General features: G+C 64.5%; 29 protein-coding genes. 10 read left to right on the forward strand and 19 right to left on the reverse strand.

Going from position 1 to position 26,341, the window contains the following annotated elements; translation table 11 throughout:
• Window positions 1-3: 3 nt before the first annotated feature.
• The 6 genes from EKH81_RS11865 to EKH81_RS11890 all read right to left on the reverse strand — a co-directional run bounded on the left by EKH81_RS11865 (window position 4) and on the right by EKH81_RS11890 (window position 4,459).
• A complete protein-coding gene (locus tag EKH81_RS11865; RefSeq protein WP_132057664.1) occupies window positions 4-777 on the reverse strand; it encodes a cytochrome b family protein in 774 nt (257 codons plus the stop codon).
• A 6-nt stretch (window positions 778-783) separates the two neighbouring features.
• Window positions 784-1,578, reverse strand: coding sequence for a cytochrome b (locus EKH81_RS11870; protein ID WP_132057665.1), 795 nt, complete (start codon window positions 1,576-1,578; stop codon window positions 784-786).
• 1 nt (window position 1,579) lies between these two features.
• Window positions 1,580-2,431, reverse strand: a complete 852-nt coding sequence (locus tag EKH81_RS11875) for a ubiquinol-cytochrome c reductase iron-sulfur subunit (protein WP_132057666.1) — start codon at window positions 2,429-2,431, stop codon at window positions 1,580-1,582.
• Between the two features lie 3 nt (window positions 2,432-2,434).
• Complete coding sequence (locus tag EKH81_RS11880) at window positions 2,435-2,821, reverse strand: DUF7318 family protein (RefSeq protein ID WP_132057667.1); 387 nt, start codon at window positions 2,819-2,821, stop codon at window positions 2,435-2,437.
• 2 nt (window positions 2,822-2,823) lie between these two features.
• A complete protein-coding gene (locus EKH81_RS11885) occupies window positions 2,824-3,498 on the reverse strand; it encodes a plastocyanin/azurin family copper-binding protein (RefSeq protein WP_132057668.1) in 675 nt (224 codons plus the stop codon).
• An 82-nt stretch (window positions 3,499-3,580) separates the two neighbouring features.
• Window positions 3,581-4,459 carry a DUF7319 domain-containing protein gene (locus EKH81_RS11890; RefSeq protein ID WP_132057669.1) on the reverse strand — a complete coding sequence of 293 codons (879 nt, stop codon included), beginning with the start codon at window positions 4,457-4,459 and terminating at the stop codon, window positions 3,581-3,583.
• A gap of 148 nt (window positions 4,460-4,607) precedes the next feature.
• On the opposite strand from EKH81_RS11890, the gene EKH81_RS11895 reads away from it, so the two are divergent.
• Window positions 4,608-5,093 (forward strand): DUF7321 family protein, encoded by a 486-nt coding sequence (locus tag EKH81_RS11895; RefSeq protein WP_132057670.1) that lies wholly within the window; start codon window positions 4,608-4,610, stop codon window positions 5,091-5,093.
• A gap of 82 nt (window positions 5,094-5,175) precedes the next feature.
• Here EKH81_RS11895 and EKH81_RS11900 read toward each other — a convergent pair whose 3' ends face one another.
• Window positions 5,176-5,748: a DUF2238 domain-containing protein gene (locus tag EKH81_RS11900; RefSeq protein ID WP_132057671.1), complete on the reverse strand. Its 573-nt coding sequence runs from the start codon at window positions 5,746-5,748 to the stop codon at window positions 5,176-5,178.
• A 60-nt stretch (window positions 5,749-5,808) separates the two neighbouring features.
• Window positions 5,809-6,495 (reverse strand): endonuclease III, encoded by a 687-nt coding sequence (nth, locus tag EKH81_RS11905; RefSeq protein ID WP_132057672.1) that lies wholly within the window; start codon window positions 6,493-6,495, stop codon window positions 5,809-5,811.
• Between the two features lie 673 nt (window positions 6,496-7,168).
• On the opposite strand from nth, the gene mvaD reads away from it, so the two are divergent.
• The gene (gene mvaD / locus EKH81_RS11910) at window positions 7,169-8,149 is read left to right on the forward strand and encodes a phosphomevalonate decarboxylase MvaD (protein ID WP_132057673.1); all 981 of its coding nucleotides are present in this window, start codon (window positions 7,169-7,171) and stop codon (window positions 8,147-8,149) included.
• 7 nt (window positions 8,150-8,156) lie between these two features.
• Here the strand turns inward: mvaD and EKH81_RS11915 are convergent, their stop codons facing one another.
• The gene (locus EKH81_RS11915; RefSeq protein WP_132057674.1) at window positions 8,157-8,495 is read right to left on the reverse strand and encodes a type II toxin-antitoxin system PemK/MazF family toxin; all 339 of its coding nucleotides are present in this window, start codon (window positions 8,493-8,495) and stop codon (window positions 8,157-8,159) included.
• Window positions 8,492-8,872: a MarR family transcriptional regulator gene (locus EKH81_RS11920; RefSeq protein WP_132057675.1), complete on the reverse strand. Its 381-nt coding sequence runs from the start codon at window positions 8,870-8,872 to the stop codon at window positions 8,492-8,494. The genes EKH81_RS11915 and EKH81_RS11920 overlap by 4 nt, the downstream gene beginning before the upstream one ends.
• 152 nt (window positions 8,873-9,024) lie before the next feature.
• Between EKH81_RS11920 and EKH81_RS11925 the strand changes: the two genes are divergently transcribed.
• Window positions 9,025-10,188 (forward strand): NAD(P)/FAD-dependent oxidoreductase, encoded by a 1,164-nt coding sequence (locus EKH81_RS11925; RefSeq protein ID WP_132057676.1) that lies wholly within the window; start codon window positions 9,025-9,027, stop codon window positions 10,186-10,188.
• On the opposite strand, the gene EKH81_RS11930 is transcribed toward EKH81_RS11925, so the two are convergent.
• Both EKH81_RS11930 and EKH81_RS11935 read right to left on the reverse strand, forming a co-directional pair.
• Window positions 10,189-10,554 (reverse strand): hypothetical protein, encoded by a 366-nt coding sequence (locus EKH81_RS11930; RefSeq protein WP_132057677.1) that lies wholly within the window; start codon window positions 10,552-10,554, stop codon window positions 10,189-10,191. It lies immediately after the preceding gene.
• Window positions 10,555-10,618: 64 nt separating this feature from the next.
• Window positions 10,619-11,113, reverse strand: a complete 495-nt coding sequence (locus tag EKH81_RS11935; RefSeq protein WP_132057678.1) for an SHOCT domain-containing protein — start codon at window positions 11,111-11,113, stop codon at window positions 10,619-10,621.
• A 108-nt stretch (window positions 11,114-11,221) separates the two neighbouring features.
• On the opposite strand from EKH81_RS11935, the gene EKH81_RS11940 reads away from it, so the two are divergent.
• On the forward strand, window positions 11,222-11,443 hold the full coding sequence (locus EKH81_RS11940) for a hypothetical protein (protein ID WP_132057679.1): 222 nt from the start codon (window positions 11,222-11,224) through the stop codon (window positions 11,441-11,443).
• Between the two features lie 31 nt (window positions 11,444-11,474).
• Complete coding sequence (locus EKH81_RS11945) at window positions 11,475-11,822, forward strand: DUF8159 domain-containing protein (protein WP_132057680.1); 348 nt, start codon at window positions 11,475-11,477, stop codon at window positions 11,820-11,822.
• 118 nt (window positions 11,823-11,940) lie between these two features.
• Here EKH81_RS11945 and EKH81_RS11950 read toward each other — a convergent pair whose 3' ends face one another.
• The 3 genes from EKH81_RS11950 to EKH81_RS11960 all read right to left on the reverse strand — a co-directional run bounded on the left by EKH81_RS11950 (window position 11,941) and on the right by EKH81_RS11960 (window position 16,085).
• Entirely contained in the window at window positions 11,941-13,440 is a 1,500-nt protein-coding gene (locus EKH81_RS11950) for a TrkH family potassium uptake protein (protein WP_132057681.1), read from the reverse strand.
• 98 nt (window positions 13,441-13,538) lie between these two features.
• Window positions 13,539-14,075 carry an NUDIX hydrolase gene (locus EKH81_RS11955; RefSeq protein WP_132057682.1) on the reverse strand — a complete coding sequence of 179 codons (537 nt, stop codon included), beginning with the start codon at window positions 14,073-14,075 and terminating at the stop codon, window positions 13,539-13,541.
• A gap of 204 nt (window positions 14,076-14,279) precedes the next feature.
• Entirely contained in the window at window positions 14,280-16,085 is a 1,806-nt protein-coding gene (locus EKH81_RS11960) for a S9 family peptidase (protein WP_132057683.1), read from the reverse strand.
• Between the two features lie 339 nt (window positions 16,086-16,424).
• Here EKH81_RS11960 and EKH81_RS11965 point away from each other — a divergent pair, with 339 nt between their 5' ends.
• The 3 genes from EKH81_RS11965 (at window position 16,425) to EKH81_RS11975 (ending at window position 19,203) form a co-directional block, all read left to right on the forward strand.
• The gene (locus EKH81_RS11965) at window positions 16,425-16,988 is read left to right on the forward strand and encodes a DUF7344 domain-containing protein (RefSeq protein ID WP_132057684.1); all 564 of its coding nucleotides are present in this window, start codon (window positions 16,425-16,427) and stop codon (window positions 16,986-16,988) included.
• Window positions 16,989-17,080: 92 nt separating this feature from the next.
• Window positions 17,081-18,220, forward strand: coding sequence for a glycosyltransferase (locus EKH81_RS11970; RefSeq protein WP_132057685.1), 1,140 nt, complete (start codon window positions 17,081-17,083; stop codon window positions 18,218-18,220).
• 191 nt (window positions 18,221-18,411) lie between these two features.
• Window positions 18,412-19,203 (forward strand): hypothetical protein, encoded by a 792-nt coding sequence (locus tag EKH81_RS11975; RefSeq protein WP_132057686.1) that lies wholly within the window; start codon window positions 18,412-18,414, stop codon window positions 19,201-19,203.
• Here EKH81_RS11975 and EKH81_RS11980 read toward each other — a convergent pair.
• From EKH81_RS11980 to EKH81_RS11990, 3 genes are all read right to left on the reverse strand, one after another.
• Window positions 19,200-20,354: a hypothetical protein gene (locus tag EKH81_RS11980; protein ID WP_132057687.1), complete on the reverse strand. Its 1,155-nt coding sequence runs from the start codon at window positions 20,352-20,354 to the stop codon at window positions 19,200-19,202. The genes EKH81_RS11975 and EKH81_RS11980 overlap by 4 nt on opposite strands.
• Before the next feature lie 79 nt (window positions 20,355-20,433).
• Window positions 20,434-22,875, reverse strand: coding sequence for a dihydropteroate synthase (gene folP / locus EKH81_RS11985; protein ID WP_132057688.1), 2,442 nt, complete (start codon window positions 22,873-22,875; stop codon window positions 20,434-20,436).
• A 300-nt stretch (window positions 22,876-23,175) separates the two neighbouring features.
• Window positions 23,176-23,709, reverse strand: a complete 534-nt coding sequence (locus EKH81_RS11990; RefSeq protein WP_132057689.1) for an SHOCT domain-containing protein — start codon at window positions 23,707-23,709, stop codon at window positions 23,176-23,178.
• Between the two features lie 153 nt (window positions 23,710-23,862).
• On the opposite strand from EKH81_RS11990, the gene EKH81_RS11995 reads away from it, so the two are divergent.
• Both EKH81_RS11995 and EKH81_RS19860 read left to right on the forward strand, forming a co-directional pair.
• Window positions 23,863-24,021, forward strand: a complete 159-nt coding sequence (locus tag EKH81_RS11995) for a hypothetical protein (protein WP_162224608.1) — start codon at window positions 23,863-23,865, stop codon at window positions 24,019-24,021.
• Window positions 24,022-24,023: 2 nt separating this feature from the next.
• On the forward strand, window positions 24,024-24,356 hold the full coding sequence (locus EKH81_RS19860; protein WP_132057690.1) for a type II toxin-antitoxin system RelE family toxin: 333 nt from the start codon (window positions 24,024-24,026) through the stop codon (window positions 24,354-24,356).
• A gap of 334 nt (window positions 24,357-24,690) precedes the next feature.
• Here EKH81_RS19860 and purH read toward each other — a convergent pair whose 3' ends face one another.
• Window positions 24,691-26,316 carry a bifunctional phosphoribosylaminoimidazolecarboxamide formyltransferase/IMP cyclohydrolase gene (purH, locus tag EKH81_RS12005; RefSeq protein WP_132057691.1) on the reverse strand — a complete coding sequence of 542 codons (1,626 nt, stop codon included), beginning with the start codon at window positions 26,314-26,316 and terminating at the stop codon, window positions 24,691-24,693.
• Between the last annotated feature and the right edge of the window lie 25 nt (window positions 26,317-26,341).

Consider the following 26,341-nt stretch of genomic DNA (forward strand, 5'->3'; position numbering starts at 1 on the left):
GACCTACTTCGGCGGCCGAAGCCGGTAGTACCGACGGTTGAGGTCGTACATGTAGCCTTCCTGCATCGACTTCAGCAGCGCGTAGCTGATGGTCCCCGCCACGATGGGCAGCAGGAACGTCAGGTCGAACAGGAGGTTGGTGTCCATCGGGACGAGGTTCTGAACCGCGAGCACGCTGATGGTGAGCGCGAACACCACGCCGCCGACGCCGACGCTCGCCCAGAACGGCTGCTCGACCGGTCGCCGCGCGCTCCCCTTGTTGAGGAACGGCACGACCGCGATTGCGCCGACGATGACGCCGTTTGCGAGCACGCCGTACGTCCGGTCGGCCATCAGCTTGTCCCCGCCGAGGATGGCGAGGTCGGGGTTGAGCGGACCGAGCTTCAACAGACCGAACGACCAGTAGAGATACCAGTCGGGCAGGATAATCGCCGGGGTCGAACTCGGGTCGGCGGGCGGCCCGAGGTGGGGCGGGAGCGTCGCCGAGAGGAAGATAATCATCCCGACGAAGAAGCTCGTGAGCGAGAGATTCCGAATCATCTCGTGGGGCCACGTCGGGAACGCCAGCACGTCGCGCTCGACGTAGCTCGACTCCTGACGGAGGTCCTGGTCTTCACGTCGCGACCGCTCGAAGTACTCGTAGGTCAGCCGGGAGAGACCCTGCGTGCGAGCCTTTCGCTCGCTCCACGTCGGGGTCTCGTCGTCCGGCGGGACGATACCCGTACCGCCGCCGTCCGTCTGTGCTTCGCCGCTGTCGGTTTGTTGTTCGTCTGTCATGGTTCTTTAGTGGGGTTCCGCGATGCCCTGAATCCACACGATTGCGATGTGGACGCCGATGACGGCGGTCACCACGAACGGGAGCAGGAACACGTGCAGGATGTACATCCGTTGGAGCGTGGCCTGTCCCAAACTGAAGCCGCCGAACACGAGCTGTGCGACCCACTCGCCCGCGAGCGGTATCGAGAGGCTCATCTCGACGCCAATCTGTCCGGCCCAGAACGCGAGCTGGTCCCACGGGAGCAGGTAGCCGGTGTAGCCGAACACCATCGTGAGGCTGATGAGGATGATGCCGATAATCCAGTTCAGCTCGCGCGGCTCCTTGTACGCTCCGGTGAAGTACACGCGGAGCATGTGGAGGAACACCGCGGCGACCATCACCTGCGCCGCCCATCGGTGGATGGACCGGAGCATGAACCCGAAGTTCAGGTCGGTCATGATGAACGCGAGTTGGTTGTACGCAGACGACGGGTCGCCGGTCGTGGCGGGCGCGTAGTAGAATCCGAGCAGCGCTCCGCTGAGCGCCGCGACCACGTACGCGATGGTCGAGAAGCTCCCGAGCGCGTACAGCGGGTACCAGTACCAGAACTTGTTGTCGAGGTTGTACTGCTCGGTGTGGCTCTTGGGCATCTGGAGGTTGACCCGGTAGTAGAGGGTCTCCAGAATTTCGAGGTAGTCCACGATGCGGAAGCGCTTGTCCATCCAGATGAGCGTCATCAGGAACGTCTGCTCGACCGGCGTCAGTTCCTTTTCTCGCATCCACTCGCCGTGGTCGTACTCGTCTTTGCGTTCGAGACTCATCTCAGTCGTCCTCCGTTCTCGGGAGCGCGACGAACGATTCCTGGATGATGCTGAACGGGTCGTACACCGACTGGTGGCACTGACAGTAAATCTTGTCCTCGCCGCCCACGCTAGCCGACCCGGAGAGTCCCTTGAACGTCGGCACGCAGCAGAAGTGCGTACACTTGTTCAGATTGGCCATGAACCCTTCGTCGGTACTCGCCGAGAGCCACTCGTTGTTCTGCGCCATCTCCTCGACCCGGGTACTTCGGATGACCTGAATCGGCAGCGTCCCGCTGGCGGGCACGTCTTGGGAGCGCCAACTGCCTTGGGCGGGCTTACCGAGTCCGTCCCGTCCGATGCCGTTGCCCCACGTCTCGTAGTCGCTGAAGTCGTCGACGTGGATTTTGTCGCCCTCGCTGACCTCGTCGTTCTGCCAGTCGTACTTCGAGTTGGCCGTGTACCGGAAGAAGTTGTCTTGGTCAGCCTCCGGGTCCACACCGGGGTACGTCTGGACGCCGCAGTACTGGAACCACTCGCTCGAATAGGTGACGCCGCCGAGTTGCATCTCGGCGAGGGTCACTTCTAGACCCTGTACCGTCTCGGTCTTGGTGTCGGGCCAGATGCCCTTGAGATACCCCTCCGAATCGACTTCGACCGGAATCTGGGGCATCCCGCGCGGAGCGGGGCCCTTGGTGTTCTCGACGCCGTAGAACTGCGTGATACCGCCGCCCGCGCCGCTCGGCGCGGTCGCGGAGTCGATTCCCGCCGCCGTGGCGGTTCCGACGCCCGCGAGCGTGGCGCTGCCGACGACGCCCTTCACGAAGCGGCGACGACCTGTGCTTTTCGGATATTTGTCGTCTTCTGCTGGCATGGTTTATTTCTTGTAGTACGGGTACACTGCGCGCTTGACTTGGTCCCACGCGTTACCGACGGTGTCCACGCCGTGTTGTTGGTCTTCGCGGATGTAGAGGTCCTCCCACTTGCGCCGACGCTTCTTGACTATCATCACGTCGGGGAGGAACTCCTTGCGGTACAACAGGAGGATGAACGCGAGGTCGATGAAGATGACCGCGAGGATGAACCCGAGGTACATGTTCCCGACGCCCGTGTATCCCCAGCCGCTCACGAGTCCGTAGGTGAACAGTCCCACGAACACGACTTCGACCACCGTCAACAGGACGATGGCGATGGCCGCCGCCGTACTCTCTCTGGCGGGTTCGTAGCGGTGAATGTCGCCGTACGTCGAGCCTGTGGATGACATAATTAGTTACCTCCCTTGGCGTGTGGCGATTCGCCGTACTTCACGGTGAAGAAGGTGTAGACGAGCGAAACGACGACCATGAGGATGGTCGCGAGACCGACGAAGTGGGCCTGAAACGCCACGCCCATGTGTTCGGGGTCTTCCTCGGCAGTTCCGCCGCCACCGCCGCCGCCACCACCTTCTTGAACCGTGATGCTGGCGACCATTCCGGCCGTCTCGTGGGGCGTGCAGTAGTACTCGTAGTCACCTTCGACCTCGAAGGTGTGTTCGTACTCGTGGCCGGTGTCGTACGTCTGGTCGTCGCCACCTTCGGTCCCGCTCCAGTCGGCGTCGTCCGGCTGGCTGCTCGGAACCACGTTGTGATTGTCCGAGTCCCAGACCCACTGGACCGTCGTTCCAGGCTCGATGGTCAGTTCGGCAGGCTCGAACACGAGGCTCCCACCGGGACCGACCGTCACCTCCTCGGTCGGTCCGCCGCCACCGCCACCGCCTCCGGCCCCGGAGTCGGACTCGTTGCCCGTCGCGGTCTCGTTGGCGGCGGTCGTCGTCTCGTTCCCAGAGGCAGTCGTGGTGTTGCCGTCGGACGTGGTCGTGTCCTGGGCACCCACCGCTTGCGCGCCCGCGGCGGCCCCACCAGCAACACCGCTGGCTGCCATCAGAAATTCCCGCCTCTTCATACAGTTCGAACTCAGGGCACGACTTGCTTAAAGCCACCGATGACGCCGGACTGAGGCGTCGGGCAGGACACCCCGCGAGGGCTCAGTTTTCGTCGTCGGACGGCCCGGACGCGTCGCCGACCCCTTCGACGCCCTCCTCGGCCAGAAACTCGGGGTGGTCGCCCTTCTCGAGACCGACCGCACGGAGTCGGTTCCGGTACTCCTCGGCCCGGAATCTATCGGAGAGGCGAGCGTTCGCCACCAGCAGGAAGACGAAGACGCCGAACAGCAGGAAGCCGAACCCGGCCACGATGGCGATGACGGGGAGTGCGAGCGCGACCGACAGCACGAGAAGCGAAACTCCCGCGAGGACGTGGACCGCCGCGATTATCTGCATCAACTGATTCCCGAGTTGCCCCGACCCTTCGGGCACCTCCGCGGGTTCGGGGAGCACGTCGCCGTCGGGCGCGTCGGGCACTTCGTAGCTCTCCATCGACGCGAGCGCGACCGACGGTTTCACGTCCCGGAGGACGGTCCCCCGTCCCTCGACGGTCCCGTCGGGGTAGACCACGGCGTACCCCTCGTCGGAGTACGCGAGCAGGTGGGTCTCGCCGTCCTGTTCGATGTACTCCACGACTGCGAACACGTCGCGGTCGGCGACCCGACTCTTGAGGTCCCTGCCCACCCGGTCGAGGAGTTCGTCGCCCGTAATCCACGAGTCGTGGTCGAACGCGGCGTCCCACTCCTCGTAGCTCATCTCGGCCATCTCCCGCGGGCCGAACTCCTCGAAGTCGTACTTCTCCTCGACCTCTTGGCGGAGTCGTTCGCGGTCGGCCTCCTCGCGGCCGTCGGACTCGTCGGTCTCTCGGTCGTCCTCGTCGCGACCGTCAACTTCGCCGCGGGCGTCCGCCGACGCCGCGACTTCGCGTTCGTCGCTGACCTGGGCGTCGTCGCGCGGCGACTCGCTCTCGGGGTCGGCCATTGGTCGAAGGTTTGGTTTCGATGGGCTAAACGCTTCTGTCTCGGACGAGGGTTTCGGGGTCGAGCGAGCGTTTCGGGGCGAGACGAGCGTGCCCGACCCCGGCGAGCGTTCCGCACGCCTTAATCCCCCTCGCTCCCAAGCGCCGCGTATGGTCAGCGACGCGATAGTGGCGACCGTGGTCGCGCTCGCCGTCACCGCGAGTTTTCCGTTCTACCTCTACGGCGCGTGGTACATCCTGAACCAAGAGACGGTGACGTGGGGCGTGCTGACCCACCATCTGAAGTTCATCGCGGTGGGTCTCGCGCTCACGACGATTCCGGTCGTGACGTGGATGGCCCCGCGGTTCCTGAGCCAAATCGGCGGCCTGACCGCGGTCCACGTTTTTCTCGGCCTGCAGGCGTACGCGATGTTGCTCCTCGCGCTGACCGGCATCGTCCGCATCTTCCAGGTCAAACACCAACACGACCTGTACCACGACCCCGACGACGACGTGGACATCGGGGACCTCCACGAGAACATGGGTGCGTGGCGGAGTCGCCTCCGAATCGGAGTCGTCGGCTACGTCTTCTTCTGGGTGTTGGCGTGGATTATCGGCATGGTGCGATATCTCGTGGAGTACGTGCTGTACGCCTGAGAAGCCTGTCGCGTATCTACGCGACCGTCGTATATCTGGACAGCCGTCGCCCTTCTGCGCGACTGACGCGGCGCGCGCCGCGTCAGTCGCGCTCGGGAGCGAAGTTTCGGAGGAGTCGGTCGCCGAACGCGACGACGAGGAGCGCGCCAACGAGATTGAACAGTAGGTCGGAGACCGTGTCGCGGGCGCTGTAGGGAACGAGAATCGGTTCGAAACCGAATCGGCGACTCACGGCGTGAATCGCGTACTCCAGCAGTTCCCACACGACCCCGCCGCAGACCACCACCGCGAGGACGCGCGGCCGTGGGTCGCGTCCCCGCCGCCGGGCCGCGGCGTGGGCGACCCCGCCGAGAAGCGACGCCGAGAGAGTATGCGTGACGTTGTCCCACCGGCCTTGGGCGTCGTACGGCCCGAGCATCCCCACGGCGTGTGCGAGCATCGCGACGCCCGCGTAGAGGCGTTGCCACGGTCGGAACTTCACACTGTACCGACGTTCGACCAGTCCGGGGAGGTACGTCACGCCGAGCGTGAGGACCGCGTTCACCACCGCGCCGGGGTCTCGCTGGCGGACGCCGACCCCGAACACGGCGACGATTGCGGCCCGAATCGCGCGCTCGACCGTCCGTGCCGTCGCGACGGGCGCGAGCCGTTTCATGCGTCTCGACCGACAGTACGGGCCCGACCGAGAAATACGTTTATCTCCACCGGAGGGTGTTCACCCCCACGCCTCGCCGCTGGCGAGGTCTACGTCGCTATCGAGTTTTGAGGACGGACACAGGTCTTCGAGAACGCAGTCCGAGCAGTCCGGATTGCGCGCGGTGCAGGTCGCCCGCCCGTGACTGATGAACAGGTGGGTGTACTGCTGCCAGTCGTCCTCGGGCACGATTTCCATCAAATCCCGCTCGATTTTCTTCGGGGTGTGCTCTTCGGTAATCCCGAGTCGTCGCGAGATTCGCTGGACGTGCGTATCGACCACGACGCCCTCCACGATATCGTGGCCGTGCTGGAGGACCACGTTGGCGGTCTTGCGCCCGACGCCCTTCAGTTCGGTGAGGTCGTCCATCGTGTCCGGGACTTCGCCGCCGTACTTGTCTAACATCATCTGCGCCGAGGTCACGATGTAGTCGGCCTTGCTGTTGTGGTACGTGATGGAGTTGAGGTCCTCGGAGAGTTCGTCTTCGTCCGCGTTCGCGTAATCCTCGACGGTGTCGTACTTCTCGAACAGGTCGGCGGTCTCCTTGTTGACGCGCTCGTCGGTACACTGTGCCGAGAGCATCACCGCGATGAGGAGTTCGAGTCGGTTCGAGAAGTTCAGCGAGATTGTGGAGTCGGGGTAGGCGTCGTACAGGCGTTCGAGGACGGCTTCGACTTGGTCTTCGCGCGTGTCGCGTGGAGTTCCCATACGGGAGTGGTCGTGTGGGTCCGGTTTGAATCTTGTTCGTTGTGCGCGTGATGGGGCTACTTTTCGGCTGTTCGATTTGGCTATCGGGATTAGAACAGCGTCGAAGCGTCTGAGCAGGACGGGAGGTCAGAGTCCGAGGTCGAAGAGGACGATAGAGTAGAAGCTAGCTACTCCCGGTACCTATGAAGACCGCACAGCACCGCGACCGCGGGCCACACGCCTCCCCAGCCGATTCCCTCACTCGTTTCACTCGTTCGGTCATCCGCCGGAAGACAAACCGCGTCTTCCGAGCCTGCGGTCGCTTCGCTCCCGCAGACCTCGCGCGCTTTGGGCGCGACCCAAAACCGCCGGGTCGCGCCAGCGCGCGCCGTGACCCTCGGAGGGGGTTTCGCGTATTTTCACCTCCGGCGTGGCGCGCGGGGTCGCGCCCTTGTGGCGCGACATAACCGCGCGAGGGACGAGCACCGCAGGGGACGAACGAAGTGAGTCCCCGAGAAGCGCAGTCGGTTGGGGAGGACGTGGTGCGGTCTCATATGTGACGGGAGTAGCTAGCTTCACGTCTGTCCTCATGTCGTTCGCGCTCACTCTCGATTTGGAGGAGGAAACGATAACGTTCGTTCATCGCTGTCGGCGTTTCGAGAGTTTTAACCCCCCGACCCACACCTGTCCACGCATGAAAGCGACCGCGAAGGCCCACCCGATTCAGGGTCTCGTCAAGTATCACGGGATGCGCGACGAGGAACTTCGACTGCCGTACCACGACTCCATCAGCCTCTGCACCGCGCCGAGTCACACCAAGACGACGGTCGAGTTCGACCCCGACCTCGACTCGGACACCTTCGTCGTCGGCGGCGACGAACTCGCCGACCACGAGGCCGACCGGGTGGCGGCCGTCCTCGCCCGCGTGCGCGAACTCGCGGACGCGGACCACGCCCAGTACCCAGTCCACCTCGAAAGCGAGAACTCCTTCCCGTCGAACGTGGGGCTTGGCTCGTCATCGTCGGGATTCGCGGCGGCCGCGATGGCCCTCACCGAAGCCGCCGACCTCGACCTCACGCGCCCGGAAATTTCGACCATCGCGCGACTGGGTTCGTCGTCGGCCGCCCGCGCTGTCACGGGCGGCTTCTCGGACCTCCACGCCGGACTCAACGACGAGGACTGTCGCTCCGAGCGCCTCGACTCGCCGCTCGAAGACGACGTGCGAATCGTCGCGGGCCTCGTTCCCGCCTACAAAGAGACCGAGCACGCCCACCGCGAGGCCGCCGACAGCCACATGTTCGAAGCCCGACTCGCTCACATCCACGGCCAGCTCGCGGAGATGCGCGACGCCCTGCGCGAGGGCGACTTCGACCGAGTGTTCGAGACTGCCGAACACGACTCGCTCTCGCTCGCGGCCACCACCATGACCGGCCCGGCGGGGTGGGTGTACTGGAAGCCCGCGACCCTCGAAATCTTCGACGCGGTGCGCGAGTTGCGAGACGACGGCGTCCCCGTCTACTTCTCGACCGACACGGGCGCGAGTGTCTACGTCAACACGACTGCCGAGTACGCCAAACAGGTCGAGGAAGTCGTCACCGAACACGCTACCGAGACGATGGTGTGGGAGGTCGGCGGTCCCGCCGAGATTCTGGACGAGAGCGAAGCGCTGTTCTGAATCGGCGTCACAGCCCCATGTAGTCCACAGCACGCTCGACACAGGCATCGACCGCTTCGGCTTTGAGCGTCCCCTGCCAGCGGTCGTGGTCGAGGTCGTCGTGGGCAGGCGAAGCGTGGCCCCACGTCACGACTTTGCTGTTCTCAGGCATGCCACCGCGAAGCCAGTGTTCGTCACGGAGTTCGAATCCCTCGTCGTACCACGATTTCGACGTGAGCGTGAGCGCAATGTACTGCCCTCCGTAGAACGGATGCGAGTCGTCGGAGACGAGTAGCCACGGGCGGGCGTCCGTCCCGTTGTCGAACGGGTCTTCGCCGTAGACGACATCGCCGCGGTCGTAGTTCATTCTCTTTCGTCCTCCCGCTCAGCGTTCGGATGCGGTTCGTCCGGCGCGTGGGCGGCCCACTCCTCGGGGTCTTCCTCGCCGAGTCGCTCGTTGAGCGCCGAAGTCGTCCGAAAGTACGCGCTGAACGATGCGAGTCGTGTCTCCTCGTCGGTGATGGCCCAGTATGGTCCCTTGTGTCGGACGAGATTTCGGTCTTCGAGGCGCGAGAGGACGTTTCCGATGGAATTTCTGTTCACGTCGGTCTGACTGGCGATTTCGGCGGGTTTGAACGCGCGGTCGTCGTTGTGCGCGAGAAATCGGAGGACGCGCTCGGCGTTGGTCATGTCCGCGAGTTCGCGTTCGGTCTTCTCCTCGAACGTCCCGATGTCGATTGACACGGGAGTACAGAGTGTACCCAATGTAATAGACGTTACTCTGTAAGTGTATACGGGAGGTGTATCGAGTACGCATCTACCAACGAGACGGCGGCGGACCGAATCACCGACGATGGCCATACTTCTAAACCCGTTCGCCACCTATCCCCGACCAGATGCGAATCTGCGTCCTCGGCGCGGGCTACGCCGGACTGACCCTCGCCCGAAAACTCGAACGCACCGTCCCCGACGACATCGACCTCCTCGTCGTCGAGCGAACCGGAAGCCACCTCGTCCAGCACGAGGTCCACCGGGTCGTCCGCAGGCCGTCGCTGGCCGACGACATCGTGGTCCCGCTCGAAGACGTGCTCGACCGCGCGGAGGTTCGGCAGGCCGAGGTCGCGGACGTGGACCCCGAAGGAAGCGTCGTCACGCTTGACGGCGGCGAGACCGTCGAGTACGACTACGCCGCGGTGTGCCTCGGCGCAGAGACCGCCTTCTACGACCTGCCGGGCGTCGAGGAACACGCCGCGCCGCTCAAGACGGTTAGGGACGCCGAGCGCATCCGCGAGGGATTCCTCGACGCGCTCGACCGCGCCGAAAATCGAGATGCGGAGACCCGCGTCGTGGTCGGCGGTGCGGGACTCTCCGGCATCCAAGTCGCGGGGGAACTGGCCGCGTTCGCCGACGAGGAGAACGCGACCGACGACGTGGAAATCACCCTGCTCGAACAGTTCGACTCGGTCGCGCCCGCGTTCCCCGAGAACTTCCAGACTGCGGTTCGCGACGAACTCGAAGCCCGCGGGGTGGAGATTCTGACGAACGCCACCGTCTCGCGTGCGACCGACGAAACGGTCGAACTCGAATCCGGCGAATCCATCGACTACGAGCAGTTCGTCTGGACCGGCGGCATCCGCGGCCCGAACGCGCTCGACGGCGAGCGTCCCGAGGTCAGAAACACGCTCCGAGTCTCGGACTCGACGTTCGTGGTCGGCGACGCCGCCCGTGTCGTGGACGCCGACGGTGAACCCGTTCCGGCGAGCGCGCAGGCCGCGGTCCGGGAGGCCCGAACCGTCGCCGACAATCTCGCCAGACTCGTCGAACACGACCGCGAGGACGACGACATCTTCGACCCCCGACTCGACCCGTTCGCGTTCGACTCGCCGGGGTGGCTGGTGTCGGTCGGCGACGGCGCGGTCGCACAGGTCGGACCGACGGTCGTCACGGGCCGGGCGGCGAAGGCGCTCAAGACGACCGTGGGCGCGGGATACCTCTCGTCGGTGGGTGCGGTCAGAAACGCCGCGGACCTCGTGGGAGAGGAGTTAGGGTACGAGAAGTAGCTACATCCCCGGCACGCCGAGCGCGTCGGGCGTCAGGAGGCCGAGCGTGCTGAGCGCGACCAGCACGACCCAGACCGAGAGCCACGCCACGAGACCGACGCCGATGGCCTTCACCCACCCGCCGGGGTACCGGACGTTGATGACCCAAATCCACGCGACGAGCGCGAGGAACGGTCCGAGGAGCGGAATCCAGCCGAGGAACACCGCGACCAGCCACCACACCACCGACCCCACGATGGCGGTGATGACGGCGTACCCGAAGTCCTCGATACCCGTGATGACTCGCGCACCGACGTAGATGCCGAACGCCCCGATGAGGAGGCTCACGACGAACCCGATGACGAAGTCGATAGGTCCTGCTACCATACGTCCACTCCGTTCTCCCCGACCTTTTATCACACGGTTCCGACCGACTCGTGAGTCGGCGTTTTCACTCGAACTCGCGCTCGGTCGAGCGCGAGTTCGAGTTGTCTCGGCCGGACCCGTCCTGACCGGACTCGTCTCGGCCGGACCCGTCGCGACCGACGTGCTCGCGGGCGCTCTCTGGCGTCTCGGTTTCGAGCAGGCGTTCGAGCTTTCGCTCGAAGGCCTCGTCGCTCAGGTCGCCCCGGGCGTAGCGGTCTCGAAGGGTGTCGAGCGCGTCCTGCTTCGACCGGGGGTGTCGGGATTCGGTGCGGTCGTTCGGGGTGTCCACACCCGACACGGTCGTCTCGTCGTGGGTTTCGTCGTCGCTCTCGTCGTCCCCGTAGAGGATTTCGACGATAGGGACGAGCACCGCGAACCCGATGACGAACACCATCCAGAACCACTCGAACCCGGCGAACAGTCCGAGCAGACCCAGTCCGAGGACGACGAGCGAGACGACCTCCGTCACCGGGTGGTCGTCGCCCTCGTCCGTCGGATGGGTCGCGTGCGAATCGTCCATATCCGGGCTACTTCGGTCGCCGCCAAAAAGATTGATACCCGACGTGTCGGATTCTGTCGTCTTCCCCGCGTCAGTGACTTTAAGGTACTGGCCGAACCTTCGCCGCGCATGGCACGCGAGACTGCGCTGTTGGACAAGGCGCTCGTCGGGGCGGTCGGCCTCGCCGCGGGAGCGATTATCGGGACGCGAGCGGTACGATACTATCGACAAACGGCGACCACGAGCGTCGTCTGTACTGACTGCGGCGAATCCATGCCGGTGGACGACGTGCTCGACCCCGCGGTGACGTGTAGCTGTATCACGCCCCGGGACTCTCACGGGCTTCGATAACGACTACAACCCGGGGGCCGTACGAAGTCGTATGGACGCCGACGAACTCCACGACCGACTCGAAGGCCGACTCATGAGCCACGGCGTCTACGTCACGTCGCTCGACCGGACCGAGAGTGCGCTCCGAATCACCTACGAGACCGCCACGCCGGGCGAGGGCGTCCCGCAACGCGAAATCGGTCGCGTCCTGAATCTCCTGCTCGACTCGGTGGCCGAGGGGTGGGAGCCGTCCGACGTTCGGGGACGAGTCGAGGACATCGACGGCGACGACCGCGGGACGTGGCGGGCCCAAAGCGAGTGGCTACGCGCCCACGCACGCGGTGACATCTCTGATGTGGACCTCTCCCAGCGCGTCCTCGACACGGTCGAGGACGCCTGATAGGGTCGGTTGTAATTCGGTACCGGCCCGCATCTGTCGCCGGACTGTTTCACGCCAGACTCATCGGAAATAGCGTACGTCTGCTGAAAATGGTTACAACCGACCCTATGAGTCCGGCTCACGACAGCCAGTACGACGGCGTGAGCAGGACCAACACCGGAATGATTTCGATTCTGCCGACCCACATCAGCACCGTCATGACGAGCTTCGTACTCGCGGGAAAATCGACGTAGCTCCCGAACGGCCCGGCGATTCCGAACCCCGGACCGACGTTGAAGAACGTCGCGGCGGCCGCGCCCATCGCCTCGAACTCCCCGATTCCGAGACCCACCCGCGAGGTGTCGAGCACCACGAATATCGTGGCCGCGATGAAGAGCACGAGGCTCACGAGCGTGTAGGCGTACATGTCCCGAATCGTCGCCTCGTCCACGACCCGCCCGCTCAGCCGAACCGGCTGAATCACGTCGGGGTGGCCCGCGACGAACAGGTCGCGTCGGAACGCCTTGAGGACGACCAGCCACCGGAGCGCCTTGATGGAACACGTCGTGCTCCCGGCCATTCCGCCGATGAACATGCAGACGAACAGGAGGTTCTTCGCGGACGGCGACCAGAGGTCGAAGTTCGCGCTCGCGTACCCCGTCGTGGTCATGATGGAGACCACCTGAAATATCGAGTGCCGAAGCGTGGCCTCGGCGTCTCCGGGGAACGTCGCGTCGAGCCACAGAATCCCAGCGACCGAGAGGCTGAAGAAGCCCAGGACCCCGACGTAGAACCGGAATTCGTCGGACCCGGAGAGCCGACGGGTGTTGCCCTGGAGGACGAGATAGATGAGCACGAAACTGGTCGCCCCGAGCGCCATGAACGGAATCACGGTCCACTGGACCACCGGCGAGAACGCCGCGAGGCTCTCGGGCCGCGGCGAGAAGCCGCTGGTCGAGACCGTGGTGAACGCGTGGGCGAACGCGTCGTAGAGGGTCATCTCGGGTGCGAGACCCACCAGCCGAAACGCGTAGAGAATCGCGACCTGCGCCAGCGTGAGAGCGACGTAGATACCCCAGAGGATGCGCGCGGTCTCGGAGATTCGGGGCGTGAGCTTGTTCACGTCGCGGGTCTGGGTCTCGGTCTCCATGAGCTGGGCACCCGCGACCGAGAGCTGTGAGAGGACCGCGGTAGCGAGCACCAAAATACCCAAGCCGCCGAGCCACTGGATGAGCGACCGCCACAGCATCACCGCACGCGAGTGGACCGAGAAGTCCACCACGACGGTCGCGCCGGTCGTCGTGATGCCGCTCGTGCTCTCGAACAGCGCGTTGACCGGGTCGGCGAGCGTGCCGTTGCCCGCGAGCACGAACGGAATCGCGCCCACGGCCGCGACCGCAATCCACGTGAGCGACACCATCAGGAACGCCTCCCGGGGGTAGAGGTCGCGGTCCTCCGACAGCGATTCGAGACCGAACCCGACGACAAGCGTGAGCAGAATCGTCGCGACGAACGGCACCACGTCCACCCCATCGTAGACTGCGATGGCGAGCGGGACGACGAGCGGAACGCTCAGCCACTTGAGGACGGTCCCGACGAGACTGCAACTGCTCCGCCAGTCCACGTGGATTCTCGTCATCGGAGGCTCCCCCGGTCTCGGGCGTCTGATTCGGCGATAGCTCGCATGCGACGTTGTCGTTGCCGGGATTTACGGCCGAGACCACTTAAATCGGAGACTCACTCCCCGGCCGAAATCGGAAATTCTGCGAGGTCGGGATACAGAAGGTCGTCGGGATGCCGGTCCCACCACTTCGCCTCCGCAATCTCACCCTCGCGCGGGCGTACGTCGCCCGAGACGTACTCGGCGTCGAAAATGATGATGAGCCGATAGATTCGCGGTCGCTCGTCGCGGGGTCCTCGAACCGCGATTCGGTGTGCCTGTCGAATCCCCGTCAGTTCGACCTCGACGCCCGCCTCCTCGCGCACCTCGCGTCGGGCGGTATCTTCGAGCGTTTCGCCCGGTTCGTGTTTCCCGCCGGGGTCCGACCACGCCGTTGCGCCCTCGTGGCGCACGAGCAGGGCTTCCCCGGCGTCGTTTCGGACCCACGCGCCCGCACCGCCGTGGGTTCCCGCGTCGAACCGGTCGGCGACCGACTCGTACGCCTCCGGAGGGTGGTCCCACGTTTTCTCGACCACTTCGAACGCGCCGTACTCGGTTTCGAGGCGGTCGATGGCGTCGGCGACACGGCGGCGCGAACGCTTGGTGAGCGACATGTACTCGTGGTACGCACCCGGCAAAAAAGTCAGTTTTGTTATTCGTTCGTGGATGCCCCGCTGAAGCGAGACCGCGCCCAAATTGGACGATAGGCGATGCCTAACGAGCGCCGACCGATATAAGCCGCCCCTAACGTCGAGCCAACCCCTCGCGGCGGCCGACTGTTTCGCCACCTCCCTCGGCAACCGACTCCCCCCGACCGACTACACGTGTCGGTCGAGGAAGTCGGCGACCGTGGTGTACGCCTCGATGCGATTTTCGAGCTTCGAGAAGCCGTGACCCTCGTCGTCGAAGACGAGCTTTTCGACCGGGACGCCCTGCTCGGCCGCCTCGTCGGCGATTTGCTCGGCCTCGCCGACCGGGACGCGCGGGTCGTTCGCGCCGTGGAGCACCAGCAGGGGTGTCGCGATGTTCTCGACGTTGTTGATGGGACTGATGGATTCGAGGAACTCGCGGTCGTCGGCGAGCGACCCGTACTCGGCCTCGCGGTGTTCGCGCCGCCAGTCGCCCGTGTTTTCGAGGAACGTCACGAAGTTGGCGATGCCCACGATGTCCACCCCGGCGGCCCACAGGTCGGGGTACTCGGTGAGTGCGGCCAGTACCATGAAACCGCCGTACGACCCGCCCATCGCGACGATTCGGTCGGAATCGACCGCCCGCTGGTCGGCGAGCCACGCGACCGCCTCGGCGACGTCGCGCACGGAGTCCATCCGCTTTTCCACGTCGTCCAGGTGGGTGTACGTCTTCCCGTAGCCCGACGACCCCCGGACGTTGGGTTCGAAGTAGGCGTATCCCCGATTCAGGAAGTACTGCTTGACCGGGTGGAACGACGGGCGGCGCTGGCTCTCGGGACCGCCGTGGATGTCCACGATGACGGGCGTCTCGCCGTCCTCGGCGTCGGCCGGAACCGAGTAGAATCCCGGAATCGCCCGGTCGTCGAACGACTCGTAGCGGACGAGTCGCGGCCGAACGAACGACTCCTTCGGAAGCCCCGCGGTCGCGGCGTCGGTCCATCGCTCGGCCGCTCCCGTTTCGGCGTCCACGACGTAGACGTTGGTGTTCTCGGCGCTCGCCGTCACCGTGACCGCGAACCGCTCGGCGTCGGGGTCGAACGCTCCGCCGCCGTAGACGCCCCGCGGGAGGTTCGGCGCGGCGAACTCCCGGACCGAAGTCTCGCCGGTGAGTTCGCCAGCCGTGAGTTCGGTGTAGCCGTCGACGTTCCGGCCGTAGACGAACCGTCCGGTGTCGTCGTCGAGCGTCAGACTCTCGACGTTCCAGTCGCCGCCGTCCTCGACGACCTCGACGTCGCCGTCTTCGAGGTCGAGCCGGGCGAAATAGCTGGTGTCGGCGTCCCGGTCGGTGGTGAGATACAGCGCGTCCCCGTCGGGCCCCCAGTTGACGTTTCGATACCGGGCCTCGCCTTCGTGGGGCGTGACGTGGTCGAAATCCCCCGTTTCGAGGTCCAGCACGTACGCGTCGTAGTCGAAGCTCGAATGGGCTTCGAGCACGGCGAGGCGGTCGTCGTCGGGACTCCACCCCGCGACAGAGAGCCATCCGTCGCCCTCGTGGACCAGTTCGGCGTGGTCGCCGACCTCGTCGCGGCCCTGCACGTACACGTCGAAGACGCTCTCTTCGCGTCGGTTCGACGCGAACGCGAACTTCGAGCCGTCCGAGTTCCACCCGCCCCAGTAGTGAATCGCGTCGGGCGTGTCGGTCAGCGGGGTGACGGTCTCGCCGTCGCCGTCGAGTCGGAACAGCTGAGTGCGCTCGTTGCCGCCGTGGTCCATCCCGAAGGCGAGTTCGTCGCGCTCGGGCGACCACGACGCGAACGTGACCCGCTCGTCCTCGAACGTTAGCTGTTGGGGCCACGTCGCCGGGGCGTCGAGTCGCCACACCTGCGGGACGCCCGTGGTGTCGAGCAGGACCGAGAGTCGGTCGCCGTCTGGGCCGAACGACGGGGAGTGTGCGCTTCTGACGTTGAGATACCGCTCGAAATCGTACGTCGTCATGGGAGTCGATACCGAGCGGAGCGGGAAAGCGTTTTGGACACCGGAGTCGGTCGCGAGAAACGCCGACCAGAAAGCCGGTAATCGGCGGTTCCGCGACCGACGCCCGAATCGAGGTCGAAGCCGACGCGTCGGTCCGGACCGCGCCGCGCCGGGCGACTCTCGGATTCCGAACCGCCGTCGAATTTAGTCGTCGTCGCCGCGTTTCGTTCCGAGCCAAAGCCCAGTTTCCTCGGCGTGCTCCCGACGCAATTCGGTGTTAAAATCCTGAACGATTTTTTCGCGTCCTAAACGTTCGAATCGGTTTATGAACGCTTCTATCTTCCGTTCTCCGAGGTGAGTATGGCTTCCCAGAGCACACATCCGTCACGAGACGAGGTTTTCGACGCCGTGAAGAACCTCCGTCGTCGCTACGTCATCTACTATCTCCAGCGACACGGCGGCCCGGTCGAACTCGGCGACCTCGCCGAGCAGGTGGCGGCGTGGGAGAACGATACGACGGTCGAGAAGGTGTCACCGAACGAGCGCAAGTCGGTGTACAGCGCGCTCCACCAGACTCACCTCCCGAAGCTACAGGCCGCCGGTGTCCTCCGGTACGACGCCGACCGGAGTCTGGTGGCGACCACCGACCACGCCACCCGGATGGACCTCCAACTGGCGAGCGACCCCCACACCTCGGTGCCGTGGCATCACCTGTACCTCTCGCTCGCGGGCGCGAGCCTCGTCGTGCTGACCTCGCTCTGGCAGGGCATCTACCCGTTTTCGGCGATTTCGGGCGTCGAGTTCGCGCTGGCCGTCATCGCGACGTTCGGCGTGACCGCGCTCGGACACACCTACGACCTGCGACGGTGGCGACGGCGGGCGAACGACGCCGCGCCCGACTTCATTCTCGAACTCGACGACTGACCGAATTTCCCGAGTCCGATTCGAGACGGTGGCCCGCTCGCCCCCGAAGCCGAAGGGTTGGGTTTTTAATGGGGCGCTTCGTGGCGCTTGGTATGCGCGTGGCGTTCGTCTCGGAGGCGGTGGCCCAACACCACGAAACGGGGGCCACCAGGCGCATTCGACGCACCGCCGAGGCGCTCGCCAGACGGGGCCACGACCCCGTCGTCTGCTGTGCGAAGTGGTGGGACGGCGACCACGCGACCTTCGAACAGGACGACGTCGTCTATCGCGCGGTCACCGACGAACCGCCCGGCGAGTCCCGACGGTTCGCGCTCTCGCTTCCGGCGGCGCTTCGGGCCGCCGACCCCGACGTGATTCAGGCGACCGGCGCGGTCGCCTCTCACGTCCTCGCGGCCAAACTCGCGAGCGTCGTTCTCCGGGCGCCCCTCGTCGTGGACTGGTACGACTCGCCGGGACCGAACGACTCCAACGAACCCCAGTGGCGACTCGCCGCCACGCTCCCCGACCTCGTTCTTGCGCCCTCCGAGACGATTCGAACCCGCGTCCGGGAACTTGGCGCGGAGGCCGACGCGGTCCGGGTCGTCCCGAACTTCATCGACACCGACGCGATTCAGGAGGCCGAACCCCGCGAGGTGGCCGACGTCGTCTACTCGCGGCGACTCGACGACGACGCCAACCTCGAAAGCCTGTTGCTGGCGCTCGCCGAACTCCGGGACCGCGAGTGGTCTGCGGTCGTCATCGGCGACGGTCCGGAACGCCACACCTACGAGCGACAGGTCAAGGACCTGCGAATCGAGGACAGGGTGTCGTTCGCGGGCGAACAGCCGGTCGAGAACCGACTCGCGGCGTTCAAGGGCGCGCACGTCTACGCCCAGACCGCCCGGAAGGAGTCGTTCCCGACCGACCTCCTGCGTGCACTCGCGTGCGGGTGTGCGGGCGTCGTCGAGTACCACGTCGATTCGAGCGCCCACGAACTGGTCGAACAGGAGGACCGGGCGTTCCGAACCACGAGCGAACAGGAACTCACCGACGCGCTCGTGACCGCCGCCGAGATGGAGCGGATGGACCGCAACGAGAACTTCGGCGAGTACGACGAGCGCGCGGTCATCGAGACGTACCTGAACAGCTACGACGAGGCCCGCGAGCGGATGAGTTGGGTGGAGCCTGCGATGTTAGTCGGCGGCGCTATCGCGGTGGTCGCGGTGGTCGCGCTGTTGGTCGTGGTGCTGTGATTTTCACCCTCGCTGTTTGAGCAGGCTTTCTAGCAGTTTGGTGTAGTATGCGAGCAACCGTTGAGAATAGAGTCCTAGCGACTGCCCCCAGAGATAGGAAGACGCACCACGAAAATCCGAACGGAAAATATAATTATTCATATAATTTTCAGTTAGAAAAATATATGTTTAGCAGGGTCGGACAGCCAATGATGTCCGAGAGAGAACATCCAAAAGAGAACCGACGGTCGATGTTGAACAGCGTCCACGAGGGACACAGCATTTTCGAGAACGACGAGAGCGTGTCCTCTGACCGACGCCCTCTACTCAAAGGACTCGCAGTCTCGGTAGGAAGCCTGCTCGGTCTGGGAGGTACTGCCGCTGCCGGTTCCGACACCGAAGCCGACGAAATACGAAAACAGACCGAAGCCGCGATGGAGGGCTACGATACAGTCGAAGGAGTAGAAACCGCAGTAGCCAACCACGAGAATGGGCTTTTGAATAAACTAACCGATAGCAGTCTCGTCGCGGCCGTCGATTCGGATACCTTCACCGCCAACGATGTCCAACTTTGGAAGGCTCCAGCAGAGAACGAACCTACTGACGGGACGTACGTGACTGCCTCCGAACGCGAGGGAACGTTCGCGGCACAGATTTCCATCGTCCGGAAGACGCCGAACCACATCGTTCGGGTTAATATCGAACCCCAACTCGACCGGAGTTTCGCCACGGTCAGTACGCGTGAGGGTGAGACGATAGCCGTTCTCGACCCCAGTCACGACGGTGAATTGTCGGCTCAGACCGGCGAGAGCACCGATGACACGGTTACACCGCAAAAGGAGTGCGGAACCGACGGGTACACGTGCCCGCCGGGTGCGTGTTGTCTCACCTGTGGAACCCTTCAGACGAAACACGAACGGACGTGTTGCGTTTTTTCCGACGGTTCCACGGATTGTTACGAAGAAGCCATCGACAAATGCTGTGACCCGCTCGTTTGCTGTTAGGTGGTACAGCCGGCCACGGTCACCGTTTTCTCAGACAGAGCGAGATACCTGCCCGACTCGTCACACGAGACCGGAGAGAGCGTGGAAACGCGCTCGAAATCGTACACTTCAGCGTACGTATCGACGAATTCGGTTGCCTGACTTGCACGCTCCCACGTCACTCGCCACGTGACGACGGTCGCGTTACTCGACCGGTAATAGTCCATCCTGTCGTTGGTCCAGCCATCGGTCGCGGCGGTCGCTCGGCTTGGACTGATACCTTTACTTTCGAGTGTTTCCCGGAGAAACAGTTCACCGACACGGTCAGTGTGTACGCGTTCGAGCGAAGTCGTGGATACGTTCGGTGACTCCAGTCGTTCGTCGATAGGTTCGGTCTCGTTCGGATGGAGCAGTTGTGCCGTCGATTCTGGAATATCGGTACCGCGAACGCTCCGCTGGTCCAGTTGCTTGCTGTATCGGTAGCCCGAGTAGTACATCGACTGGGTTATCTGTCGCTTCCACTGTTGCTCAGGTGCGCTCAGTGCTGAGACGTTCAGATGTCCTCCGTACCGGTCGATATACACGTCTGCCACGTACAGCGAGACGCCGTTCGAAACGGCTTGTCGAGCAAGCACTTCGTCCGTGGTCTGTGGAGCGGTCGAACGCGAGCCAGTGGTCGTTCCGTCGTTGGCAGCGGGTATCCCGATGGCGTCGCTGAGTTCGTGAACGACGAGGGCTTCGTAGGACAGCCACGGGACGTTTTCGACGACTGTTTGATTCGCGAGGAACACCTCTACCGGTCCACCGTCCGGTGAGACCGTCGTATGACCTAGTGATGACCGTTCTGTCGAACTCTCTCTCTCGTCGAGTTCGAAGAAACGGAGGCCGTCCTCCTCGACGAAAGCGAACTGAGCTTGATTCGGGGTCGTGTCGATTCCACTGTCTGTCCGCTCGACACAAATCGAGAGATTTCGTTGCAGTTGCTGTCCCGTTATGCGTTCGGTACGGGAGAGCATTCGCTCGAAGTCGTACTCGGGCAGCGATTCGCAGATCTCGACGCGGGCGTTTCGTTCCTCCTCTACCGAATTCAGGTGACCGTTTGCGTAGACGCCCGTGAGTAGTGCTCCGAAAAGCAACGCAGCGAAAAGTACTCCTCTGCGTCGAGATTTCATTTATCTAAAATAATCTGCCCTCGCTTATATGTTTTTGCCGTACTAGAATGCTTAGAAAATATCAGGGAGGGGGTGTCGGCTATTGAGAGTCCTTGGAGTTATCTGCAGCCGCCACGACGTTCACTGCCGCGACGTTCTCGGCCACGTCGTGAACCCGAACGATGTCCGCGCCGCGCTCGGCCGCGATTGCGGTCCCCGCGACGGTCGCCGCGGTCCGGTCGTCGTCCTCCCCGATGAGACCGAACATCGACTTGTGCGAGTGGCCCACGAGGACCGGACACTCCAGCGCGTGGAACTCGTCGGTCCGGCCGAGGAGCTCGAAGCTCTCGGCGCTCGCCTTCCCGAAGCCCAATCCGGGGTCCACCACGATTTGCTCGCGGTCGAGTCCGGCCTTCTCGGCCAGCAGGACCTTCTCTTCGAGTTCGTCGATGACGTCCTCGACCACGTCGTCGTAGTGGACTTGGTTGCTCGGAACCACTGGCGCGTCGATGCTGTGCATCACGACCAGCGGCGCGTCGTACTCGGCGGCGACGAACCGCATCTCTGGGTCTTCGAGACCCGACACGTCGTTGAGTACGTCGGCTCCGGCGTCGAGCGCGGCGCGCGCGACTTCCGCCTTTCGGGTGTCGATAGAGACGAGAGCGTCGAGGTCGGCGATGCGCTCGATGACCGGAACCACGCGCTCGATTTCCTCGGTCGCGGAAATCTCGTCCGCGCCGGGACGGGTCGATTCGCCCCCCACGTCCACGATGTCTGCGCCCGCTTCGACCATCTCCTCGGCGCGCGCCACCGCGTCCTCGACGCGTTCGTACTCGCCGCCGTCGTGGAACGAGTCGGGCGTGACGTTCAGGACGCCCATCACCGCGGTCCGGTCCTCCCACGGGTAGCCCCGCCGGGCCGGGTCGGTCCGGATGTCGAGCGCCTCGCGGAGTTCGTCGGCGAACACCGACAGGCCGTAGGGCTGGCCGTCGAGTTTCTCGCCGAGGCGCTTGAACTGGGCCAGCGTGCCCATCAGCACCACGTCGATGTTCTGCTCGTCCTGCTCGTTCAGTCCCGAGAGCGCACACTCCCCGCCGAGTGAGAGCATCTCCTCTTTGAGATATCGGGCTTGGCGAACCTGCACGCGGGTCTTGAGGACTCGGTGGACCGCCTTCCCGCGCATCCGCCACACGCCGGGGTCGGTGACGTGCGCGCCCTCCAAGGCTTCGCGGGCGTCGTCGAGATTCCGGATTCGCTTGGGAATCTCGGCGCGGGTCCACCGCGACCGGGCCTCCGCCACGCCGTAGAGCGACCCCGCGACGAGGACGAGGTCGTCCGAGTCGGCCGCGTTCAGCGCGTTCTCCAGCGCGCCCTCGACCGAGTTCCGGGTGAGGACCTCGCCAGCGCCCGCCTCCTCGAAGACGCGGGCGACGACCGCCTCGTCTTCGGCGCGGTCGAGGTTCGGGTGGGTCGCAACCACGCGGTCGGGCGTGGGTAGGGCCTCGGCCATCCCGCGGAGGTCCTTGTCGTGCATCGCGCCGAACACGAGGTGGAAGTCGTCGTACGCGCCGTCGAACTCCGCGAGCGTCCGGGCGAGCGCCTCGCACGCGCCGGGGTTGTGCGCGCCGTCGAGGACCACGAACGGGTCGGTTCCCATCACCTCGAAGCGGCCGGGCCAGTCGGCCTTTCGAAGCCCGCGAGCGAGCGTCTCCTCGCTCACGTCCGCGACTTGGCGGGCGAGCGCGGCCGCGACTCCGGCGTTCTGCGCCTGGTACTCGCCGAGAAGCGGGATTCGCGTTTCGACGCTCCAATCGTCTCCCGCAAGCGAAATCGCGGCCTCGGTGTGGTTCGTCCGACCGCCGTAGCTGACCCGAACGTCGGCGGCGTCGTCTTCGCCCACACGAACCACGTCACCGGCCTGTTCACGGACCGCCGCGAGCGCCTCGTCCGCGGTCGCGGTCACGAGCGGCGCGTCCTCCGGCGCGACGTGGGCCTTGTCGCGGGCGATTTCCTCGATGGTCTCGCCGATGATGCCGGTGTGTTCGAGCGTGACGCTCGTGACCGCGGCCGCAATCGGGTCCACGACGCTCGTGGCGTCGTACTTCCCGCCGATGCCGACTTCGAGTATCGCCACGTCCACGTCCTCGCGGCCGAAGTACCAGATGCCGAGCGCGGTCATCGTCTCGAAGAAGGTGGGCGCGTCCCCGTCGGCCGCCTTGTCGTTGACGTACTCGCGAATCGACTCGACGAACTCGACGATTGCGGCCTCCGGAATCTTCCGACCGTCCACGCGGACGCGCTCGCGCACGTCGTCGAAATGCGGCGAGGTGTACAAGCCGACGTTCAGTCCGGCGTCCCGCAGGACGCGCTCGGCCATCCGGGCGGTCGAACCCTTCCCGTTCGACCCCGCGACCTGCACGAAATCGACCCCTTCGTGGGGGTCGTCGAGGTGAGCCAGCAAATCGGCCGTCGAATCCGTCCCCGGTTTGGGTCGGAAGCGACGGATGTCGAACAGGAAGTTCGCCGCCTCGTGGTAGTTCATACCTGCGTGAACAGAGGCGGCGTGCTTTAGATTGTCGGACTCGACCTTTTGCTGCGCTCGCGCCCCGAGAGGCGCTCGCTGGCAAAACGTCGATGAAAAACCGGCGTCACCTCCTCTCTCGCGGCGGGGCGACTTCGCCGCCCCGCCGCTCGCTCGAAGGTTCCTTGGTCCGCTCCTCGCTTCGTCTGCGTTCGCAAAGCGAACGCAGACTCGGAAGACTACGTCTTCCGGCGCTCGTCGCGGTACACTCACTTGTACTCGACCGCAGGCGGACGGTCGGCCAGCACGAAGCGCTCGGCGTCACCGCTCGAACTCGGGGTCGAGGGTTCGCGACGAGCGCCGCGGGCGCTCGTCGCGAACGCCATGTTCGTCGCTCCCACGACGCTCGTCCAGCAGGTCCTCCAGTCGTCGTTCGTACTCCAGTTCGCCGATTTCGTCCGCGACGTACTCGCGCTTGAGGTCAGCGATGCGCTCCTCGGTCGTCGGTTCGAACCGCTCGGCGAGTCCCTTCTCGCGGGCCTGCGGGGAGACGCGCTCGACTCCGCGAGCGACTCGGGCGAGTCGCTCGCTCCGGGGCAACGACGCGCGCCGAATCATCGACACCACGAGCGAGACGAGCAGGACGACCGAGAGGAGCGCGACCACCACCGCGCCAGCGAGGTACGGCACAATCGCGTCGAGGAGGGCGAGGACGAGCGGCACCCCGGCGGTTGGTGTCGCGAGCGCCGAGACGCCCGCGGCGAGACCGAACGCTACCAGACCGACCAGCGCGAACAGCGACAGGACGAACCCCGCGAAGAGCGCCTTCACCCGTCCGTCGCGTTGGGAACTCATCATCGACCGTTCGTAGTGAACGTACTTGAATCCGTCTTCGAGCGACGGCGGAGACCTTTTGTTATCCAAAATCACGGCATTCGGTTCGGGTTCGAACGCTCTGGCTACGTCACTGACGCAACATTTATACGTCGGTCGGCAGAATCATTCTTCATGGCAACCGACGGCGACCGCGCTCGACACTCGCCTGAAGCTGATATGCTTCCCGACGAGCGGGAAGTCATCGCCGACCGTATCGAGTCTCTTGCAGACGAATCGGAGCAGTTGTCTATCGAAGTGGTCGCCGAAGACCTTGGAATCGAACTAGAGTAGGTATGCCGCGTGCGCCTTCGACGCTTCGGTTTCTCCCCGAGGCACGCGACGACCTCGGTACTATCCAGCAGCATAACCCCGACCACGCGGCACGCATTCTCCAAAAAATCGACGATTGGCAGGACAAGATTCAGTGGGGACGCGTCCCGCAGGAACACCTCACGTATCTTACTGGGTCAGGCACGCGTAATTTCTATCGAGAGCGCGTGGGAAACAGCGGCTACCGCGTTATATACGAAATCAGCGACGATACATTGACTGTCGTTGCAATCTTGCCGAAAGGCGACGACACGTACGACTTACAGGAGTTTCGACGCCGGATGGACTCTCGATAACAGTCTCAGCAAATCGCTATCTTCCACTACTCCTTCACTCCGTTCAGTCGTGTCTGAAACACCGGAAGACAAACCGCGTCTTCCGAGCGTCCGGCACTAATCGTGCCGGAAACACCGTCAGAGACAAGCTCTGACGAGCTTCAGACGACTCCTTCACTCCGTTCAGTCGTGTCTGAAACACCGGAAGACAAACCGCGTCTTCCGAGCGTCCGGCACTAATCGTGCCGGAAACACCGTCAGAGACAAGCTCTGACGAGCTTCAGACGACTCCTTCACTCCGTTCAGTCGTGTCTGAAACACCGGAAGACAAACCGCGTCTTCCGAGCGTCCGGCACTAATCGTGCCGGAAGCACCGAGTACCGGTAAACACCATCGCCATGCCGTGTTCGTTCGCGGCTTCGATAACGTCGTCGTCGTTGACCGACCCGCCGGGCTGAACCACGGCCTCGACGCCCGCCTCGGCGGCGGCCTCGATGGCGTCGGGGAACGGGAAGAAGGCGTCGGACGCCATCACTGCGCCCTCGGCGGACTTACCCTCGGCGTCGGATTCGGCTTTCATCTTCGCAATCTCGACGGCATCGACTCGGCTGACCTGTCCCGCGCCGACGCCGACCGTCTCGGTGCCGGTGGCGAACAGGATGGCGTTCGACTTGACGTGCTTGATGGTCCGCCACGCGAACAGCATCGATTCGAGTTGGTCGTCCGTGGGTTCGGTCTCGGTCACGACTTCGAGGTCCTCGCGGGTCGGGGCTTGGAGGTCGCGCTCTTGGACCAAGGTTCCGCCGACGAGGTCGTTTTCGGTGGTCGTCTCCGTGATTTCGCCGAAGTCGCTCTCGTCGCCTGCATCGAGGACGCGGAGGTTCTTCTTCTCGCGAAGGGTCGCCAATGCGTCGTCGGTGTACCCCGGTGCGACCACGACTTCTTTGAACGAGTCGATAATCTTCTCGGCGGTGGCGTCGTCGCACTTCCGATTCAGCGCGACGATTCCGCCGAACGCGCTCTTGGCGTCGGTCGAGAGCGCGCGGTCGTAGGCCTCGGCGAGCGACTCGGCGGTGGCGCATCCAGCGGGGTTGGTGTGCTTGATGACCGCGGCCGCGGGTCGGTCGAACTCCTTGACCAGATTCAGCGCGGCGTCGGCGTCGTTGTAGTTGTTGTACCCCATGCCCTTCGCGCCTTCGTTGAGTTGGGGCGCGGAGACGACGCTCGCCTCCCTACTGCTCGCATCGGCGTAGAGCGCGGCGTCCTGGTGGGGGTTCTCGCCGTACCGGAGGTCGTCGGCCTGGTCGGCGGTCTCGACCCGGCGGGCGGGGAACGTCCCGTCGGTGTCGCCTTCGACTCGGACTTCGTTTGCCTCTTCGTCCACCTCGGCTTGGCCCTCCGCGAACCACTTGACTGCGCGGGGGTACGCCTTGAACTCGCCCTCGTAGAGCACTCGGTCCTTGAGCGAGTCGGCGTCGTCGCCCTCGTAAATCGGAACCGGCTCTTGGGTCACGATTGGTCCGCCGTCTACCTTCGACTCGACGACTTCGCCGTCGTCGTCGGTGGCGTCGGTGACGACGTGAACGGTGCATCCCGTGAGGGAGACGCCCGCGTCGAGCGCGTCGCCCCACGCGTCCATCCCGGGGAACGAGGGAAGCAGGGAGGGGTGGACGTTCAGCGTCGTGGGAGCCGAATCGAGGAACGCGTCAGAGAGGATTCGCATGTAACCGTCGAGGCACACCAACTCGAAGTCGTAGTCGGCGAGCGCGTCGAGGACGCGTTTTTCGTGGTCGCGCCGACTCTCGTCGTCGCCGAGTTCCACGACTTCGGTCGGAATGTCGCGCTCGGCCGCCGCGTCGAGGACGGGCGCGTCGGCGTCGGTGGTCAGTACGACTGCGAGTTCGCCACCGCCGGGCGTGAGGTCGGCGATGTGCAGGAGATTTCGACCGCGGTTGCCAGCGAGTCCGGCGATTCGCGTCATACCTCCACGACCGCCCGCCCCGGCA

The organism is Halorussus amylolyticus (assembly GCF_004143485.2).
Taxonomy (GTDB): domain Archaea; phylum Halobacteriota; class Halobacteria; order Halobacteriales; family Haladaptataceae; genus Halorussus; species Halorussus amylolyticus.

Excerpts from the sequence above, each read along its gene's own strand:
- EKH81_RS11900 (WP_132057671.1), bottom strand. The coding sequence starts at position 5,748 with ATGAAACGGCTCGCGCCCGTCGCGACGGCACGGACGGTCGAGCGCGCG.
- EKH81_RS11890 (WP_132057669.1), bottom strand. The coding sequence starts at position 4,459 with ATGGCCGACCCCGAGAGCGAGTCGCCGCGCGACGACGCCCAGGTCAGC.
- EKH81_RS11925 (WP_132057676.1), top strand. The coding sequence starts at position 9,025 with ATGCGAATCTGCGTCCTCGGCGCGGGCTACGCCGGACTGACCCTCGCC.
- EKH81_RS11995 (WP_162224608.1), top strand. The coding sequence starts at position 23,863 with ATGGCAACCGACGGCGACCGCGCTCGACACTCGCCTGAAGCTGATATG.
- EKH81_RS11895 (WP_132057670.1), top strand. The coding sequence starts at position 4,608 with ATGGTCAGCGACGCGATAGTGGCGACCGTGGTCGCGCTCGCCGTCACC.
- EKH81_RS11940 (WP_132057679.1), top strand. The coding sequence starts at position 11,222 with ATGGCACGCGAGACTGCGCTGTTGGACAAGGCGCTCGTCGGGGCGGTC.
- EKH81_RS19860 (WP_132057690.1), top strand. The coding sequence starts at position 24,024 with ATGCCGCGTGCGCCTTCGACGCTTCGGTTTCTCCCCGAGGCACGCGAC.
- EKH81_RS11955 (WP_132057682.1), bottom strand. The coding sequence starts at position 14,075 with ATGTCGCTCACCAAGCGTTCGCGCCGCCGTGTCGCCGACGCCATCGAC.
- EKH81_RS11970 (WP_132057685.1), top strand. The coding sequence starts at position 17,081 with ATGCGCGTGGCGTTCGTCTCGGAGGCGGTGGCCCAACACCACGAAACG.
- EKH81_RS11930 (WP_132057677.1), bottom strand. The coding sequence starts at position 10,554 with ATGGTAGCAGGACCTATCGACTTCGTCATCGGGTTCGTCGTGAGCCTC.
- EKH81_RS11885 (WP_132057668.1), bottom strand. The coding sequence starts at position 3,498 with ATGAAGAGGCGGGAATTTCTGATGGCAGCCAGCGGTGTTGCTGGTGGG.
- EKH81_RS11945 (WP_132057680.1), top strand. The coding sequence starts at position 11,475 with ATGGACGCCGACGAACTCCACGACCGACTCGAAGGCCGACTCATGAGC.
- EKH81_RS11870 (WP_132057665.1), bottom strand. The coding sequence starts at position 1,578 with ATGAGTCTCGAACGCAAAGACGAGTACGACCACGGCGAGTGGATGCGA.
- EKH81_RS11865 (WP_132057664.1), bottom strand. The coding sequence starts at position 777 with ATGACAGACGAACAACAAACCGACAGCGGCGAAGCACAGACGGACGGC.
- EKH81_RS11960 (WP_132057683.1), bottom strand. The coding sequence starts at position 16,085 with ATGACGACGTACGATTTCGAGCGGTATCTCAACGTCAGAAGCGCACAC.
- EKH81_RS11880 (WP_132057667.1), bottom strand. The coding sequence starts at position 2,821 with ATGTCATCCACAGGCTCGACGTACGGCGACATTCACCGCTACGAACCC.
- EKH81_RS11875 (WP_132057666.1), bottom strand. The coding sequence starts at position 2,431 with ATGCCAGCAGAAGACGACAAATATCCGAAAAGCACAGGTCGTCGCCGC.
- EKH81_RS11915 (WP_132057674.1), bottom strand. The coding sequence starts at position 8,495 with ATGAACTACGACCGCGGCGATGTCGTCTACGGCGAAGACCCGTTCGAC.
- EKH81_RS11950 (WP_132057681.1), bottom strand. The coding sequence starts at position 13,440 with ATGACGAGAATCCACGTGGACTGGCGGAGCAGTTGCAGTCTCGTCGGG.
- folP (WP_132057688.1), bottom strand. The coding sequence starts at position 22,875 with ATGAACTACCACGAGGCGGCGAACTTCCTGTTCGACATCCGTCGCTTC.
- nth (WP_132057672.1), bottom strand. The coding sequence starts at position 6,495 with ATGGGAACTCCACGCGACACGCGCGAAGACCAAGTCGAAGCCGTCCTC.
- EKH81_RS11965 (WP_132057684.1), top strand. The coding sequence starts at position 16,425 with ATGGCTTCCCAGAGCACACATCCGTCACGAGACGAGGTTTTCGACGCC.
- EKH81_RS11935 (WP_132057678.1), bottom strand. The coding sequence starts at position 11,113 with ATGGACGATTCGCACGCGACCCATCCGACGGACGAGGGCGACGACCAC.
- EKH81_RS11980 (WP_132057687.1), bottom strand. The coding sequence starts at position 20,354 with ATGAAATCTCGACGCAGAGGAGTACTTTTCGCTGCGTTGCTTTTCGGA.
- mvaD (WP_132057673.1), top strand. The coding sequence starts at position 7,169 with ATGAAAGCGACCGCGAAGGCCCACCCGATTCAGGGTCTCGTCAAGTAT.
- purH (WP_132057691.1), bottom strand. The coding sequence starts at position 26,316 with ATGACGCGAATCGCCGGACTCGCTGGCAACCGCGGTCGAAATCTCCTG.
- EKH81_RS11990 (WP_132057689.1), bottom strand. The coding sequence starts at position 23,709 with ATGAGTTCCCAACGCGACGGACGGGTGAAGGCGCTCTTCGCGGGGTTC.
- EKH81_RS11975 (WP_132057686.1), top strand. The coding sequence starts at position 18,412 with ATGTCCGAGAGAGAACATCCAAAAGAGAACCGACGGTCGATGTTGAAC.